At 35.3% G+C, this 14,890-nt stretch carries 15 protein-coding genes; 8 read left to right on the top strand and 7 right to left on the bottom strand.

The genetic code is table 11. From position 1 onward, the window contains the following. Positions 1-7 precede the first annotated feature (7 nt). On the bottom strand, positions 8-346 hold the full coding sequence (locus tag G7034_RS09635; RefSeq protein WP_166400751.1) for a P-II family nitrogen regulator: 339 nt from the start codon (positions 344-346) through the stop codon (positions 8-10). 487 nt (positions 347-833) lie between these two features. Here G7034_RS09635 and G7034_RS09630 point away from each other — a divergent pair, with 487 nt between their 5' ends. Beyond that, positions 834-1,307, top strand: a complete 474-nt coding sequence (locus tag G7034_RS09630) for a hypothetical protein (RefSeq protein ID WP_166400750.1) — start codon at positions 834-836, stop codon at positions 1,305-1,307. 69 nt (positions 1,308-1,376) lie between these two features. On the opposite strand, the gene G7034_RS09625 is transcribed toward G7034_RS09630, so the two are convergent. From G7034_RS09625 to G7034_RS09615, 3 genes are read right to left on the bottom strand one after another with little or no spacing between them, the layout of a single operon-like run. Further along, positions 1,377-1,931: a nitroreductase family protein gene (locus G7034_RS09625; protein WP_166400749.1), complete on the bottom strand. Its 555-nt coding sequence runs from the start codon at positions 1,929-1,931 to the stop codon at positions 1,377-1,379. A gap of 11 nt (positions 1,932-1,942) precedes the next feature. Then, on the bottom strand, positions 1,943-3,085 hold the full coding sequence (locus tag G7034_RS09620; RefSeq protein ID WP_166400748.1) for a DegT/DnrJ/EryC1/StrS family aminotransferase: 1,143 nt from the start codon (positions 3,083-3,085) through the stop codon (positions 1,943-1,945). Further along, positions 3,078-3,656: a sugar transferase gene (locus G7034_RS09615; RefSeq protein ID WP_166400747.1), complete on the bottom strand. Its 579-nt coding sequence runs from the start codon at positions 3,654-3,656 to the stop codon at positions 3,078-3,080. Before G7034_RS09615 ends, G7034_RS09620 begins: the two co-directional genes overlap by 8 nt. An 820-nt stretch (positions 3,657-4,476) precedes the next feature. Here G7034_RS09615 and G7034_RS09610 point away from each other — a divergent pair. The 3 genes from G7034_RS09610 to G7034_RS09600 all read left to right on the top strand — a co-directional run bounded on the left by G7034_RS09610 (position 4,477) and on the right by G7034_RS09600 (position 7,526). Next, complete coding sequence (locus tag G7034_RS09610; RefSeq protein WP_166400746.1) at positions 4,477-5,853, top strand: short-chain fatty acid transporter; 1,377 nt, start codon at positions 4,477-4,479, stop codon at positions 5,851-5,853. Position 5,854: 1 nt separating this feature from the next. Further along, positions 5,855-6,505, top strand: a complete 651-nt coding sequence (gene aat / locus G7034_RS09605; RefSeq protein WP_166400745.1) for a leucyl/phenylalanyl-tRNA--protein transferase — start codon at positions 5,855-5,857, stop codon at positions 6,503-6,505. An 85-nt stretch (positions 6,506-6,590) separates the two neighbouring features. Then, positions 6,591-7,526, top strand: coding sequence for a fibrobacter succinogenes major paralogous domain-containing protein (locus G7034_RS09600; RefSeq protein WP_166400744.1), 936 nt, complete (start codon positions 6,591-6,593; stop codon positions 7,524-7,526). 9 nt (positions 7,527-7,535) lie between these two features. On the opposite strand, the gene dgt is transcribed toward G7034_RS09600, so the two are convergent. After that, positions 7,536-8,879 carry a dGTP triphosphohydrolase gene (gene dgt, locus G7034_RS09595; RefSeq protein ID WP_166400743.1) on the bottom strand — a complete coding sequence of 448 codons (1,344 nt, stop codon included), beginning with the start codon at positions 8,877-8,879 and terminating at the stop codon, positions 7,536-7,538. Positions 8,880-9,267: 388 nt separating this feature from the next. On the opposite strand from dgt, the gene G7034_RS09590 reads away from it, so the two are divergent. After that, a complete protein-coding gene (locus G7034_RS09590; RefSeq protein WP_166400742.1) occupies positions 9,268-9,876 on the top strand; it encodes a porin family protein in 609 nt (202 codons plus the stop codon). Here G7034_RS09590 and G7034_RS09585 read toward each other — a convergent pair. Both G7034_RS09585 and aroC read right to left on the bottom strand, forming a co-directional pair. Next, positions 9,873-11,138, bottom strand: coding sequence for a dicarboxylate/amino acid:cation symporter (locus G7034_RS09585; RefSeq protein ID WP_166400741.1), 1,266 nt, complete (start codon positions 11,136-11,138; stop codon positions 9,873-9,875). The genes G7034_RS09590 and G7034_RS09585 overlap by 4 nt on opposite strands. A 96-nt stretch (positions 11,139-11,234) precedes the next feature. Next, a complete protein-coding gene (gene aroC / locus G7034_RS09580) occupies positions 11,235-12,308 on the bottom strand; it encodes a chorismate synthase (protein WP_166400740.1) in 1,074 nt (357 codons plus the stop codon). A gap of 204 nt (positions 12,309-12,512) precedes the next feature. Between aroC and pheS the strand changes: the two genes are divergently transcribed. The 3 genes from pheS (at position 12,513) to G7034_RS09565 (ending at position 14,839) form a co-directional block, all read left to right on the top strand. Then, entirely contained in the window at positions 12,513-13,535 is a 1,023-nt protein-coding gene (pheS, locus tag G7034_RS09575) for a phenylalanine--tRNA ligase subunit alpha (protein ID WP_166400739.1), read from the top strand. A gap of 9 nt (positions 13,536-13,544) precedes the next feature. Then, positions 13,545-13,937 (top strand): hypothetical protein, encoded by a 393-nt coding sequence (locus tag G7034_RS09570; RefSeq protein ID WP_166400738.1) that lies wholly within the window; start codon positions 13,545-13,547, stop codon positions 13,935-13,937. Between the two features lie 368 nt (positions 13,938-14,305). Beyond that, complete coding sequence (locus G7034_RS09565; RefSeq protein ID WP_166400737.1) at positions 14,306-14,839, top strand: 3-hydroxyanthranilate 3,4-dioxygenase; 534 nt, start codon at positions 14,306-14,308, stop codon at positions 14,837-14,839. Positions 14,840-14,890 lie beyond the last annotated feature (51 nt).

Here is a 14,890-nt window from a genome sequence, read left to right as displayed (position 1 = left end):
GAGATTTTTATTTTAGTGCGTTTGTTCCTCTTTCATTAGTTCTAATTCTAATTACTTCTTCAAGGCGACTTACAAATATCTTTCCGTCTCCAACTTTTCCTGTTGTAGCAGATTTTCTTAGCGTCTCTAGTGCTTCATTTAAAAAGCCTTCACTTACTACAATAACTAAAAAGCGTCTTTGAATATCGGAGGTGCTGTATTCTATGCCTCGGTAAACACTACCTCTTCGCTCATTACCCACACCCGTAACATCCCAATAGCTAAAAAAATTCACGTCAATTTGGTGTAAAGCTTCTTGAACTTCATTAAATTTTGATTTTCTAATAATCGCTTCAATTTTATACATGTACCTGTTTTTTATGAGGGTAAAATTATAAATTTATACTTATTTAGCTTGATATTTTTTAAAAACAAGGGGGTGTGTGTGTTTTATTTGTTTTTTTTAAAAAAGCTAAAAGACTGATGTTCTCAAAATCAGCATTTATTTTTGTTGAAATGAAAAAACAATACTATTTATAAGTAAGCAAATTAGAAACTTGGCAAAACAACAGGCTTATTTATAATGACTATAAATTATATATTCTAATGAAACACACCTACACCTATTCATTATTATTCACTTTTTCACTAATGCTTAGCAAGTAGTTTTATAAGTTTTAAGATTTTTGTTGTCTTTGATGCTTAATTCAAATCTAGAAACACTTTAATTTGATGTGTGTAGATTTCAGGTTCTTTAATCGTTTCAAGGCAAGAATACTTTTTGAGTGAATATTTCGGATAAATTCTCTTTATTGATTAGTAAGTTTTATTTAATTTAGACGAAAAATTTGACGATGAAAAAAATAATTACATTAAGCATGATGTTAGGCTTTGCAGTGGCTTGTCAGTCACCTCAAGAGCCTGTTCAAGGGGATTGGATTACGGGAACAGAAGAAGAAAAATTAGAAAAGACTGAAGAGCATTTTCAAGGGTTTGGAAAAGCTATGTGGGAAGTGAGCTATCGTTATAAAGAACTTTACACCGCAGGTAAAAATCAAAATTGGGGCTATGCAGCGCATCATATTGAAGAATTAGAGGAAGCTATTGAATTAGGATTAGAACGAAGACCTGAGCATGCAGCGTCTGCTGAAATATTTTTAACTGTTGCTCTTCCTGAGCTTGAAAAAGCAATTCACAAAAAAGATTCTATTGCTTTTTTTGAAAAATACGAACAATTACGCGTGAATTGTAATGCTTGTCACCAAAGAAGAGACCATGAATATATTAAAGTTAGAATACCAGAATACTATCAATCGGTAGTTGAATAAATAGTCCTCTCATAAGAGGACTATTAAAAGTGCAGTCAACTTTAAAAATGACTGTTCATTTAAAAAAACTTAATTCATCCATTCTGTTTTATCCTTGATAGATGATTTGCGTTCACCCGCGGGCAAATCACCTTCATAATTGCCCATATAGAAAAAACCTAGACACTTTTCATTTTCCTCAAGTGAAAAGAAATTCTTCATTTTGCTAATAACTGCTGGAGAACTCCAATAGCTTCCTATACCTAATTCGGTGCATTTTAACCACATATTCTGAACCGACATTCCCACGGCAGCTACTTCTTCCCATTCCGGTAATAAGCTTGGGTTAGTTTGCATGCAAATAGCTATAACAACTGGAGAAACTTCAAATTTAGAACGTATTTTCCGTTCTTTGAAGCTTGATAATTCGCCTTCTTTTTTCTTTTCATCAACTATAAAGTTAGCAAGTTTTTCTTTGCTTTCCCCCCTTACTACTTTAAATCGCCAAGGTTCCGTTTTTCTGTGTGTGGGTGCCCAATTAGCCACTTCTAAAACGGCTTTAACAGCGGTATCAGAAATTTCTTCTTGGGTGTATTGAGCGGGAAATACAGATCTTCGCTTTTTTATTAATTCAGTTAAATCCATTGTTTTAAAATTTAATCAAATAAGTCTTTAATTACTTGTTTAATTCGGTGGCGGTCTTCATCAGTTAAATTACTTCCTGAAGGTAAACAAAGTCCGTTTTCAAATAACTTTTCGGCTACATTTCCGCCGTAAAAAGGAGAATTTTTAAAAATAGGTTGCAGGTGCATTGGTTTCCAGAGTGGGCGACTTTCAATATTGGCTTCTAAAAATGCCAAACGGATTTGCTCTCTATTTATCTCCTTTGTTTTTTCAGGATTCACTAGGATACAACTTAGCCAGTGATTAGAGAAATAATCATCGCTTGGCTCTTGAAGCACTTTAATTCCATCAACTTCTTTAAAAAGTTCAAGGTAAAATTGATTCATTTTTCTTCGTAAACCAACATGTTTGTCTAAAACCAACATTTGCCCTCTTCCAATGCCAGCCACTATATTGCTCATTCGGTAATTGTAACCAATTTGTGAATGTTCATAATGCGGAGCTTGGTCGCGTGCTTGTGTGGCTAAAAACACAGTTTCTTCTTTGAGTTCTTTGTTTGGGGTTACCATAGCACCTCCGCCAGAGGTGGTAATTATTTTATTTCCATTAAAAGACAAAGCGGCTAAACTTCCAAAAGTACCACAATTTTTGCCTTTGTAGTGAGCGCCTAAGGCTTCGGCAGCATCTTCAATAACAGGAATATTATAGCGTTGGGCTACTTCATGTACTGCTTCAACTTGATAAGGCATTCCATAAAGGTGAACAGCAATAATAGCTTTGGGTTTCTTCTTTTTTTTGATTCGGTCTTTGATGGCTTCTTCTAAAGCGATTGGACAAATATTCCAGGTAGTTTCTTCACTATCTACAAAAATAGGATGCGCACCTAGATAGAGTATAGGGTTTGAAGAACCACAAAAAGTGAAGCTTTGACAAATGACTTCATCATTTTGACCTACACCTAGTTGAACAAGCGCAAGGTGCAAAGCTGCAGTTCCGCTAGATAAACAAGCCACTTCATGGGTGCTTCCTAGGTACTTTTTTAAATCTTCTTCAAAACCATTAACATTTGGTCCTAAAGGAGCTATCCAATTAGAAGCAAATGCTTCATCGACAAATTTTTGTTCTTCTCCACCCATGTGAGGAGAAGAAAGCCATATTTTGGGTAAGTTATTCATTGTTTTTATTTCTGAAGGGTAAAAATAAGGTATCTAAAATGATTTTTATGTCAACCCAAAGTGAAACTTGCTTTCGGTAAGCTAAATTAATTTTCAACTTATTCGGAAAAATTACTTCATTGTTATATTTTAAGGGGGCTTTTTGTTGTTTTAAGAGAGCTTCTTCATTAGCGTATTTTAGCGAGGCCCACCCAGTTAAACCGGGTTTTAAATCCAATATTGAGGTATATGGCTTATCAATTTCGTCATAATACCCAGGAATGTCTGGTCGAGGACCAACGATGCTCATTTCTCCTTTTAACACATTGAAAAGCTGGGGCATTTCATCTAATTTTGATTTCCGAAGAAAACGTAAAAAACCATGCCTAGCTCCATTTTCTTTTAAGGTTTTAAACTTGATGATTGTAAAAACAGAAGCTTTTTTACCTATGCGCTTTTGCAGAAAGAAAACTTTTCCATTATGGATAAAAAGTAAAATAAAACTAATGAGTACCAAAAATGGTAACAACAAAATCAATCCGATTAAGGCCAAAAAGAAATCAAAAATAGGCTTGACAAAGCGAAGATACATGCTTGTTGTTTTTTGCAAAGATGAATAAAATTAGTTTATTAAACCAAGCAAATTTTGGGTTATGGAAGAATATACCATTTTCATGTAAATCTCCATGATAAAAAAGGAGCATGTGTTTGTCAAGCCGAGAAACGAGTTGACTCATCCTGCTAATCACGTATTGCTTTTCAAGTCTTATTTTCTTTTGTCATTCCGTACGAGTGATAACGAGATACTGAATCTTATATTTTGGAAATCAGGGACTTTCTGTCTGCTTGAGTCTCTGAAAATTTTGCGAATTTTAGTTAAAAGTGTGTGACGTTTATTAATTTTGTTTCAAGTTCGAGCCCTTCGACCTGGCTCAGGATAAACTCTATCGAGAACCGATCACATCTCGACTCCGCTCGAAGATAAACAAAACACTGATAATCATTAATTTACAGAAAAACGTCATTCGTAGTAATTTCAATTTGTTTTTGGTGAAAAAACAGATTGAGATTGTACTTCGATTAAACTCAGCAGAACTATTGAGAGCCGTCTTCGGTAGTGTTCTCGATACTTTTTTCTTTCCCTTATCGGTCAAGAAAAAAACTCGAACTGACATTTGGTTTCATAACAGTAAGATTCCGCATAAAATTTCCTTAGGAAAATTTTTCCGGAATGACAGGTCAACGAGGGTGAGTTTGTTACACCAAGGAACGAGGTCTCCCATACTGCTAATCACGTTATGTTTTTAAGTCCCCTCCCCAATGGGGGAGGCTTAGGGAGGGGCTTTTAGGGCTTTGGTTTTAAACAACTCAAAATTGAATTTGATGTTATAAATTCTATTACTTACTTTTGGATGGTGAAAATAGTCAATTCTATAGCTAAATTTATTGAAAAGTACTTTCCTAGTCCGTTAAGTATAGCTCTTGTGTTGACTATCTTCAGCTTGTTGTTGGCTTATTTTTTTACTTCGAGTCCAACGGATGAAAATCATTTTGTGAACACACTAACTCACTGGCAAAGTGGAATTTGGAACTCAGATTTATTAGTTTTCGCTTATCAAATGATGTTAATTTTGGTATTAGGTCACATTCTTGTACTTAGTCGTCCAGCTAATTTATTTTTAACCAAGATGACTAGTTTTGCTAACTCCAATTCTTCAGCAGTAGTTATAGTGAGTTGCTTAACTATTTTAGTGGCTTATTTTAATTGGGGCTTAGGCTTAATTTTTGGTGCTATTTTAGTGCGAAAAATAGGGGAGAAGGCAGAACGCGAAAACTTTAGGTTGAATTACCCGCTTTTGGGAGCTTCAGGTTACGTAGGAATGTTAGTATGGCATGGAGGTTTAAGTGGTTCAGCTCCTTTAAAAGCAGCAGAAAAAGGTCATTTAGCAAGTTTTTTTTCCGAAAAAGAAATTTCCCAAATGGGTTCCGATTTCCTTCCTGAAGTTTCTACTGCTCAAAGTCTTTTTTCTACACCTAACCTGATTGTTGCATTAGCTTTACTTATCATTGTTCCATTATTTTTAAGGAGCTTAAGTCTTAAGTCGGTAGGTAAAATTAAATTACCGAACCTGCTTCAAAAGCAAGACTCAACTGATCAAGGCCATTTACATACATTAGACCAAAAACCTTACTTAGCAAAAATCATAGGACTACTTTTGTTAGTTGCTTTTTGGGTGGCCTATGGAGAAGAAGTGTTGCAGCTTCAGTTGACGCCAAATTCACTTAATTTTTTTATGTTGAGTTTGTGTTTTTTATTGCATCATAACCTAGCTTCATTTAGTGATGCTTTAGCTGAAGCCATTCAAGGTGCTTCAGGTATTTTAATTCAGTTTCCGCTTTACTTTGGTATTATGGGAGTAATGAAAGAGAGCGGTTTAGTTACCGAAATGGCTAGTTTTTTTATTCAGAATTCTTCAGAAGAAAGCTTACCAATTTTTACTTTTATTAGTGCAGGTTTAGTTAATATTTTTGTTCCAAGCGGAGGTGGGCAATGGGCTATTCAAGGCCCTATTGTTATTGAAGCTGCTTTAGGTAAAGGCGTTGAAATTCCAAAAATCATTATGGCTTTTGCTTATGGAGACCAAGTTACCAATATGCTTCAGCCCTTTTGGGCTTTGCCTTTATTAGCCATTACTAAATTAAAAGCAAAAGAAATTTTTCCTTATACTTTTGCCTTGTTTTTACTCGCTTCTCTAGTTTTTATAGCGGCTTTAATTTTTATTTATTAATATGTATTTACTTAAAGAATCGCTTGTATTTCCTCCCGTTGAATACGCCGATGAGCAAGGCTTATTGGCAGTGGGTGGCGATTTATCTGTTGAACGATTAGAATTGGCTTACCAAAATGGAATCTTCCCATGGTATGCTGAAGGCGAACCAATTTTATGGTGGAGCCCCAACCCAAGAATGGTACTTTTTCCAAACCAACTGAAGGTTTCAAAAAGTATGCAACAGCTTTTTAAAAAAGGCAAATTTGAAGTTAGTGTAAATCAAAATTTTGACCAGGTAATTAAGCATTGTGCAGCAATTCCTAGAAAAGGGCAGCAGGATACTTGGATTACTTCTGAAATGATAGAAGCTTATAAAAAACTACACGAAAAAGGGCTTGCCTACTCGGTTGAAACTTGGGAAAATAAAAAGTTAGTTGGTGGTTTATATGGTGTTTTGTTAGAAGACCAAAAAGTTTTCTGTGGTGAAAGTATGTTTGCACATGTTAGTAATGCTTCTAAATATGCTTTTATTTGGTGGGTCAAAGAACTTGAACAAAAAGGCTTTCGCTTAATCGATTGTCAGGTATATACTTCGCATTTAGCTAGTTTGGGTGCTGAAGAAATTTCTAGGGAAGAGTTTTGGAGTTTTTTAGCATATAAGGGAGTTTGACCTTATCATTAGTTTTTCTGTGTTTTCTGTTGCTAAATAGTTTATATTTGAACGTATAATAGTATAGTTTATGAAAATAAAAATAATGGCTCTTATTTTTTGGAGTTTTTTTGTCGCTTGTTCGTCAGATAAAGACGACATCTCTGAGGAAATAATTTTTGATTTTGAATTAGAAGAAATCTATAGCATAAGTCAGAATAGAGCTTTTGCTAAGCTTCAAACTAGCCAAAGTGAAGCAGTTTTTGAATTACGACTTCGCAAAACTCAGGATAACGATTTATTTACCGATTTATGGTATGAAGTTGCGCCAAATCAAATTAATTATTTATGTAATTTGGATAGTTCTTCTTCTTATGAAGCTACTTTATTTGCCACTTTTAATGGTCAAGAGGTAGAAGGAAACAGCTTGACTTTTGAGACGCGACAAGTTGGCACAGACGCTTCAACTGAAGTTATTGAAATCACTAATCCCGTAACTGGAAGAACTTGGATGGACAGGAATTTAGGAGCCGACCAAGTAGCTAATTCGTTTAATGACAATAGAGCTTATGGCCATTTATATCAATGGGGTAGAAGCGCAGATGGGCATCAATTGAGGGATGCAGAAATTATTGAAAATCAAGCCACAGATATACAGCCAGAACATGGCTTTTTTATAGCTGGTTTTCCAACGTGGAATAACCAGCAAAATTCCGATTTATGGGAAGGTGTTGATGCAGTTAATAATCCATGTCCTTGTGGGTTTCGATTACCAAGCCCAGAAGAATTAGCTGAAGAAATTAGCTCTTGGACAACCCCAGATGCTGCAGGTGCTTTTGAAAGTTCTATGAAATTTAGCCTAACCGGTTATCGCGGAAATGCCGATGGCGAAATTGGTTCGGAAGGAGATTTTGGCTATTATTGGTCGGCAGAAAGCGAAAACATGAACGGTAAAGATATGGGAATCAACACTTTTTCTGCACAAGTAACTAGCCACTTACAAGCTGGTGGAGCTTCAGTACGTTGCATAAAAGACGAGTAAAGGACTTACTTACAAACTTCCAACCTCAAGTTTCTTAAATATACGAAGTGCATTACTATCGGTTAAAGAAGCAACATAAGAGCAGATTTCTAACAGGTTTTCATAGGTGCTTTTTCCTTCAAAATTAAGTTCAGAAAGAAAATTAGCTAAAATGAGTCGGTCGTAATTTGTTGCCGTAGCTTTTTCTTGTTGTTCCATGGCTTTTGTAAAACAATCTAAAAGTGTAGTTAAAATTTTATATCCAGAAATCTCCTTTTCTAAGACTTCACGGCTTCGGTAGATTTTGTCAATACTTATTTTGATGATATCATCAATTTGAGCTTTAAATTTTGATTGGTCTAATAAAGATTTATGGTAATTCCCTTCTCTAATAGCTTCTTCGTTCTCTAGGAAAAGGCTTACGGCTTCATCAATCAATGTACCAATAGCTAATGAACGCAAATAATTCATTCGGTTTTTGGTGGTTTTTAACTGCGTATATTTTTGACGATTTACCCGGCTGGCAATGATTTTTGATAAGTATTCTAAGGCTTTATCTTCTTCAATAAGTCCTAAATTAATGCCGTCTTCAAAATCAATCACGGTATAACAAATATCATCAGCAGCTTCAACTAGAAAAGCCAGCGGATGGCGATGATAACTCACATTTGTAGTAGATTTTTTAACTAGTCCTAATTGCTTAGCCACTTGTTGAAAAATAGTTTTTTCAGTTTGAAAAAAGCCAAATTTTTTATCGCTAATCTCCCGACTTGGTCGATGTGGTAAACTTTCTTTAGGGTATTTGGTAAAAGCACCTAAAGTAGCAAATGAAATTCGTAAGCCACCTTCAATACCGGGTTCAGATTTGTTTAGTAATCTAAAGCCATTAGCGTTTCCTTCAAAATGGGTAAGGTCTTGAAATTCAATTTTGCTTAGTTTCTTTTGAAAGCGCTGTCCTTCGCCATGGCTAAAATATTCGCCAATAGCTTTTTCGCCAGAATGGCCAAAAGGCGGATTTCCAATATCATGAGCAAGAGCAGCAGCAGCTACAATAGCACCAAAATCGTGAAAGTGATGTCCGTGGGCTTGGGCTAGGTGAGGGTATTTTTTTAAAATTTCTATACCTACTTTACGCCCTAATGTTCTTCCTACAACAGAGACTTCTAGAGAGTGTGTTAAGCGCGTGTGTACAAAATCGGTTTTAGACATGGGAATAACTTGGGTTTTATCCTGCAGGCTTCTAAATGCCGAAGAAAATATAATCCGGTCATAATCTACTTCAAAACCTAATCTGGTTTCATCTTGTTCTTGTCTTAAACGCTTATTTTGATCTCCATATTTTTGTAAGGATAACAATTCTTCCCATTGAGGCATACCTTAATTTTTGTTTCAAAATTACATAAAAAAAAGCATTGTAAGCTTAAAGCTAAATGGTTTTTGGTCCTCAGTTGCTGCCGAGTTCTTGTAAAATAAGTAGCGAATTCAGATTTAATTTTCTAGGGGTAATGTCTTATCCCCATTTAACCATCAAATGACGCTATTTAGCTCATTCATTTTCCCATATATTTCCTTGTTCACAATTTCCGTCACGTACGTAAGGGATGCAAATTATTCACAGCCTTATATATGAAAAAAGCAATTTCGCTCTCTTAACGACATTTAATAGTAAAATTGGTATTACTCTTCGTTTTTTGAACATAAAATTTTTTTTAATTGGTAACTCCTTAAAATTATTTTTGTTAAATTGTAAAAAATAGACGTTATGAATAAAATTATTGGATTATTTGCTTTTTTAATTCTTGTTTTTGGTTTGAATCATGCTCAAGCACAAGACACAAGACTTGGGGTGCGCGGAGGTTTAAATCTTTCTAATTTATTTGCTGATGAGCCTGACGACACTAATTTAAGAGCAGGTTATAGTTTTGCCCTTACCTCTAAATCAGCTTTAATTGAAGACATTTTGTTTTTACAGGCCGAACTAGGTTATTCAACCAAAGGTTCAAGAATTGAAAGCGATTTAGGAGAGACTAGCTTGAACTTAGGTTATATTGATTTGCCTGTAATGCTATCTTTGGGTTTCGCGAATTTGATTTATGTTGAAGGTGGAGTTTATGCCGGCTATTTAGTGAATTCAAGCGTTTCAGGACAAACTAATTTGGGTACAAGTTTTTCTAGCAATTTGAGTACAAGTGATTTTAATCGCTTAGACTATGGTTTGGTTTTTGGTGCAAATATTGATTTAAAACCAATTACTATTGGCGCTAGATACAACTATGGTCTTCAGAACATTGTTGATAATGACATAGGAAATTTTCTTGGTACTGAAGCTAGAAATTCGACATTTCAAGTTTATGTAGGCCTTTCCTTTTAATTTTTAGTGTTTTTTTGGGCTTGATCAACAGTCATTGAAACAGCGGCGTCTCCCGTAACATTGACGGTGGTTCTTAACATATCTAGCGGACGATCAACTGCAAATATTAAAGCGAGTCCTGCTTCAGGAATACCAGCTTGACCAAGTACAATAACTAACATTACAATTCCAGCACCTGGAACAGCTGCTGAGCCAATTGAGGCCAAGGTGGCAGTTCCTATAATTCCTAATTGAGTTGCCAAATCTAAATTCATACCAAAGGTTTGCGCAATAAAAACGGCAGCCACTGCTTGGTACAAACTTGTACCGTCCATGTTTATGGTAGCTCCAATCGGCAACACAAAACTAGCTACTTTAGCGTCCACTTTCAATTCTTCTTCAACGCGCTCCATAGTTACAGGAAGGGTGGCTGCACTAGAACTAGTGGAAAAAGCCAATAATTGAGCGGGAAAAATTCCACCTAAAAACACTTTTGGATTTTTACCTGTAATCATCCAAACCGCAAGAACGTAGAAAATAATCATTAAGGCTAATCCAGCCACAACACAAATGGAATAATATAGTAGGGCTATTATCAAATCACTACTAGGAGCTTCAACTACTAGTGCTGCTAGAAGTGCAAAAACACCAATAGGAGCCGCTAACATAATAAGGTCAATCATTTTTAAAATGACTTCATTTAAACTATCAAAAAAGCGCTTTACAGGCAAGCCTTTTTCTTCTGGAATTAAAATTAAACCAATGCCAAAAAATATAGCAAAAAAGATGACTTGTAGCATGTTTGCATTATCAGCCGCTGCGCCAAAAATATTGCTAGGAACTAAATCTTCAAGCGCTTGTAAAGGGCCAGAATCTTGTTGTTGTTGCGCTACTTGTCGTTTAGATTCAGCATCACCTCCATAGCTTTCAATAAGTTCGTTTCTGGTTTCTTCAGAAATGGTTTTACCTGGCTGAAAAGCATTGACTACTACTAACCCAATAGTTACTGCTATAATTGTTGTAATTAAGTAGGTAATAATGGTTCTAAACCCCATTTTAGAAAGACTAGAAATATCTTTTAAATCGGATATTCCTTTTACTAGTGAAGCTAAAATTAAAGGAACAGCAATTAATTTAAGCGATTTAATAAAAATGCTTCCAAATGGTTTAATCCAATTAGAAATAAAATCGGCACCCCATTCAAACGGGTTTAACACAAGGGCAAAAACTACCCCAAAAACCATTCCCATAATAATTTGCCAATGCAATGCTATTTTTTTCATTTGTGTTGTTTTAGTGTTAAGTATTGGACAGGTATATGACTTACGATTATTGCCTTGTTTAGAGGATAATTATACCTAAGTGTTTCATTTGCTTGATTAAAATTCAAATTCTTTTCTTGCTTGATGGAGCAGGAGTTGGTCTAAAATCACTAATGCTGCCATGGCTTCAACAATGGGTACTGCGCGAGGAACTACACAAGGGTCGTGCCTTCCTTTGCCTTTTACTTGCGCTTCTTTTTGATGCACATCAATGCTTTTTTGATCTTGCATTAAAGTAGCTACTGGTTTAAAAGCTACTTTAAAATAAATAGGCATTCCGTTACTAATTCCTCCTTGCACGCCTCCGCTATAATTTGAGCCTGTACGTTCATTTTTTAAAATGGCATCATTATGTTGGCTTCCAAGCATTTTTGTTCCCTCAAAGCCACTTCCTATTTCAAAACCCTTAACGGCATTAATGGAAAGCATAGCTTTACCTAATTCGGCGTGAAGTTTGTCAAAAACAGGTTCACCCAAGCCCACGGGCACATTTTTTATAACACAAGCCACCACACCACCAACAGTGTCGCCTTTTTTTCTAACTTTTTTAATGTATTCTTCCATTTGCGAAGCTAGATTTGGGTCTGGACAACGCGTAATACTTTTTTCTGTTAGAGAAAAATCAATTTCCTCTACAGGCTGGACAAGACTTAGATTTCCTACCGAAAAAGTGAAAGCATGAAAAGAAACAGACCTTAAAACTTGTTTTGCTAATGCGCCAGCAACTACTCTTGAAGCAGTTTCTCTCGCGCTAGACCTACCTCCGCCACGGTAATCTCTATGTCCGTATTTTTTTTGATAAGTAAAATCAGCATGACTAGGTCGATAGACGTCTTTAATGTGCGAATAATCTTTCGATTTTGCATCTTTATTTTTGATTTCAAAAGCAATAGGAGTTCCTGTTGTAATCCCTTCAAAAATTCCGGATTTAAAAACCACCTCGTCACTTTCTTTACGTTGCGTAACGATAGCCGATTGTCCAGGTTTTCTTCGGTCAAGTTCTTTTTGAATCGTAGCTAAGTCAATTTTTATACCTGCCGGGCATCCATCAATTATTCCGCCAATGGCCACACCATGCGATTCGCCAAAAGTGGTCAATTTAAAAAAACTTCCAAATGTGTTTCCAGGCATAAATTTAACTTTAAAGCGAAAGTAAACAATAGCGTTGAGGTATGAAATATTTGAGCTTGAAAAATAATTGGATACCTGTAATTTTTGGTTTTTGTCTTAGTTGCAACAATTAGAAATCAAAATACCTCAAGGCTGTAAGAATTTTCCGATATTCTTAATCTATTCGCATAAATCTATTAAATTTGCAGGTTCATTAAAACGACTATGATCCAAGAAATAAAGTCACACATTAAGGAAGTTGAAGCATTTCAATCTGAAGATTTGCAGCAAATTGAAGAATTTAGAATTAAATATTTAGGCAAAAAAGGCTTAATGAACGATTTTTTCAAGGCCTTTAAAGAAGTGCCTAACGAAGAAAAAAAAGAATTTGGTAAAACCCTTAATGAATTAAAAACCTTAGCCACCGAAAAAGTTAAGGAATTAAAAGAAGCCCTAGAGAATAAGCAAGAGGAAATAGGTGTTTATGGCGATTTAACCCGCCCGGCCGAGCCTTCAGAAATTGGATCAAGACACCCTATTTCTATAGTAAAAAATCAAATTATTGAGATTTTTGCTAATATTGGTTTCAATGTTTCTGAAGGACCAGAGATTGAAGACGATTGGCATAATTTTACTGCGCTTAACTTGCCCGAACATCATCCAGCAAGAGATATGCAAGACACCTTTTTTGTGCAACGTGACCCTAAAGATATCTTACTTAGAACTCATACCTCTAGCGTGCAAGTGAGATACATGGAAGAAAATCAACCGCCAATTAGAACTATAAGTCCGGGACGCGTTTTTAGAAATGAAGATATTTCTGCTCGTTCTCACTGTATTTTTCATCAAGTAGAGGGTTTGTATATTGATAAAAAAGTTTCGTTTTCAGACCTTAAACAAACCTTACTTTATTTTACGAAACAGCTTTTTGGAAAATCTAAAATTAGATTAAGACCCTCTTACTTTCCCTTCACAGAACCTAGCGCCGAAGTAGATATTTATTGGGGGTTAGAAACAGAAACCGATTACCGAATTACCAAAGGCACCGGTTGGCTAGAGATTATGGGTTGCGGAATGGTTGATCCCAATGTTTTAACCAATTGCAATATTGACCCAGAAAAATACTCTGGCTTTGCTTTTGGAATGGGGATTGAACGTATTGCTATGTTGTTGTATCAAATTGGAGATATTAGAATGTTCTATGAAAATGATGCGCGTTTTCTGGAGCAATTTAAATCTAGTATTTAGTTTTTATCCATGAAGAAAGATATTACAATTCCTGAAGTTGTAGATGTTCACGTTGCCGCTATTTACGTACATAATGAGTCGTTTAATACCCACGAATGGAACGTCTATTTAATCAATAATCTTCAAGAAGCCATTGAAACTGTCTTGGTGGTTTCTAAGGGAGCTAAGCAAAAAACAACTTCAGTTTTAAGAAAAAGCATAGCTCATTTACCAGCAAAATCTTTTGCTAAGCTCGAATTTCTTCATGAAGATTTGCTTCAAATTGAAAATAGATTTATGGTGACTTATTTTAAAGACGGAAAGATGTATGATAAAACTTTTGTCTTCTCTTCTAAAAGCATCAAAACAAGCAAAGCGAAGCACTTACCCGTTGTTCCTGAAAAAGGAATTTTAGCCAAGTAAGTTATTTAGCTAAAGCCGAAGAGGATTAGTTTTTTTTAACCCCCATCTAAAGATGGGGGCTATTGAATTCCCCTCATTAAAAATGGTTTTTTTTATTTTTTTTTATATTTTCATTTAAATTGAGGTTTTTGATTTCCTTTAAAAGGAAACCATTATTCATTGATCAATAGGAACGGGATTTATCCCGTTTGTAATTTTTGAAGGTTCATGATGGGCTTTAGCCCAATATTTTTATGGGTGTTTTTTGAGCTGGGTCATTATGCTTTCATAAAAAACATAAATTTTTATTAGAAGACTAATCTACAATCACGCTTAAATTTCAAAAGAAATACTTATTTTTAGCCACATAATTCAAAAATCACAACAAGATGGCAGTGAGCAAGCCTTTCAATTTAAATAAGTGGATCGAAGAAAATAGAAACTTACTCAAGCCTCCTGTAGGCAATAAAAATTTATATACCGAATCTGACGACTACATTGTTATGATTGTTGGTGGACCAAATGCTAGAAACGACTACCATTTTAATGAAACAGAAGAATTGTTTTTTCAATTGGAGGGAACTATTGAAGTTCACATTCAGGATGAAGGTCAAAAGAAAACCATGAAGTTAGGGCCAGGTGATATGTATTTAAATCCCCCAAATGTTCCACATTCGCCGGTGCGTCACGAAGGTTCGGTGGGTTTAGTGGTGGAAAGAAAGCGCAAAGGAACCAATCTGCAAGACGGATTAATGTGGTTTTGTGATCATTGTAATCACAAATTACATGAAGTATATTTTCCATTAAAAGATATTGAGAAAGACTTCTTAGGTCATTTTAAGGACTTTTACACCGATGAAGAAAAAAGAACCTGCAACAACTGCGGCACAATAATGCCCGTTGACCCAAGGTTTATTGGTTAGAAGTAATTTTTCTTTCATTTCTATTTTTTTTCAGGTCAAATTCGTCTGTCT

The sequence above is a fragment of the Psychroflexus maritimus genome (genome assembly GCF_011089875.1).
In the GTDB taxonomy this organism is placed as follows: Bacteria; Bacteroidota; Bacteroidia; order Flavobacteriales; family Flavobacteriaceae; genus Psychroflexus; species Psychroflexus maritimus.
The sequence above is the reverse complement of the archived record's forward strand: the minus strand, read 5'-3'. Positions and strand labels throughout refer to the sequence as shown.

Excerpts from the sequence above, each read along its gene's own strand:
- G7034_RS09635 (WP_166400751.1), bottom strand. The coding sequence starts at position 346 with ATGTATAAAATTGAAGCGATTATTAGAAAATCAAAATTTAATGAAGTT.
- G7034_RS09630 (WP_166400750.1), top strand. The coding sequence starts at position 834 with ATGAAAAAAATAATTACATTAAGCATGATGTTAGGCTTTGCAGTGGCT.
- G7034_RS09625 (WP_166400749.1), bottom strand. The coding sequence starts at position 1,931 with ATGGATTTAACTGAATTAATAAAAAAGCGAAGATCTGTATTTCCCGCT.
- G7034_RS09620 (WP_166400748.1), bottom strand. The coding sequence starts at position 3,085 with ATGAATAACTTACCCAAAATATGGCTTTCTTCTCCTCACATGGGTGGA.
- G7034_RS09615 (WP_166400747.1), bottom strand. The coding sequence starts at position 3,656 with ATGTATCTTCGCTTTGTCAAGCCTATTTTTGATTTCTTTTTGGCCTTA.
- G7034_RS09610 (WP_166400746.1), top strand. The coding sequence starts at position 4,477 with ATGGTGAAAATAGTCAATTCTATAGCTAAATTTATTGAAAAGTACTTT.
- aat (WP_166400745.1), top strand. The coding sequence starts at position 5,855 with ATGTATTTACTTAAAGAATCGCTTGTATTTCCTCCCGTTGAATACGCC.
- G7034_RS09600 (WP_166400744.1), top strand. The coding sequence starts at position 6,591 with ATGGCTCTTATTTTTTGGAGTTTTTTTGTCGCTTGTTCGTCAGATAAA.
- dgt (WP_166400743.1), bottom strand. The coding sequence starts at position 8,879 with ATGCCTCAATGGGAAGAATTGTTATCCTTACAAAAATATGGAGATCAA.
- G7034_RS09590 (WP_166400742.1), top strand. The coding sequence starts at position 9,268 with ATGAATAAAATTATTGGATTATTTGCTTTTTTAATTCTTGTTTTTGGT.
- G7034_RS09585 (WP_166400741.1), bottom strand. The coding sequence starts at position 11,138 with ATGAAAAAAATAGCATTGCATTGGCAAATTATTATGGGAATGGTTTTT.
- aroC (WP_166400740.1), bottom strand. The coding sequence starts at position 12,308 with ATGCCTGGAAACACATTTGGAAGTTTTTTTAAATTGACCACTTTTGGC.
- pheS (WP_166400739.1), top strand. The coding sequence starts at position 12,513 with ATGATCCAAGAAATAAAGTCACACATTAAGGAAGTTGAAGCATTTCAA.
- G7034_RS09570 (WP_166400738.1), top strand. The coding sequence starts at position 13,545 with ATGAAGAAAGATATTACAATTCCTGAAGTTGTAGATGTTCACGTTGCC.
- G7034_RS09565 (WP_166400737.1), top strand. The coding sequence starts at position 14,306 with ATGGCAGTGAGCAAGCCTTTCAATTTAAATAAGTGGATCGAAGAAAAT.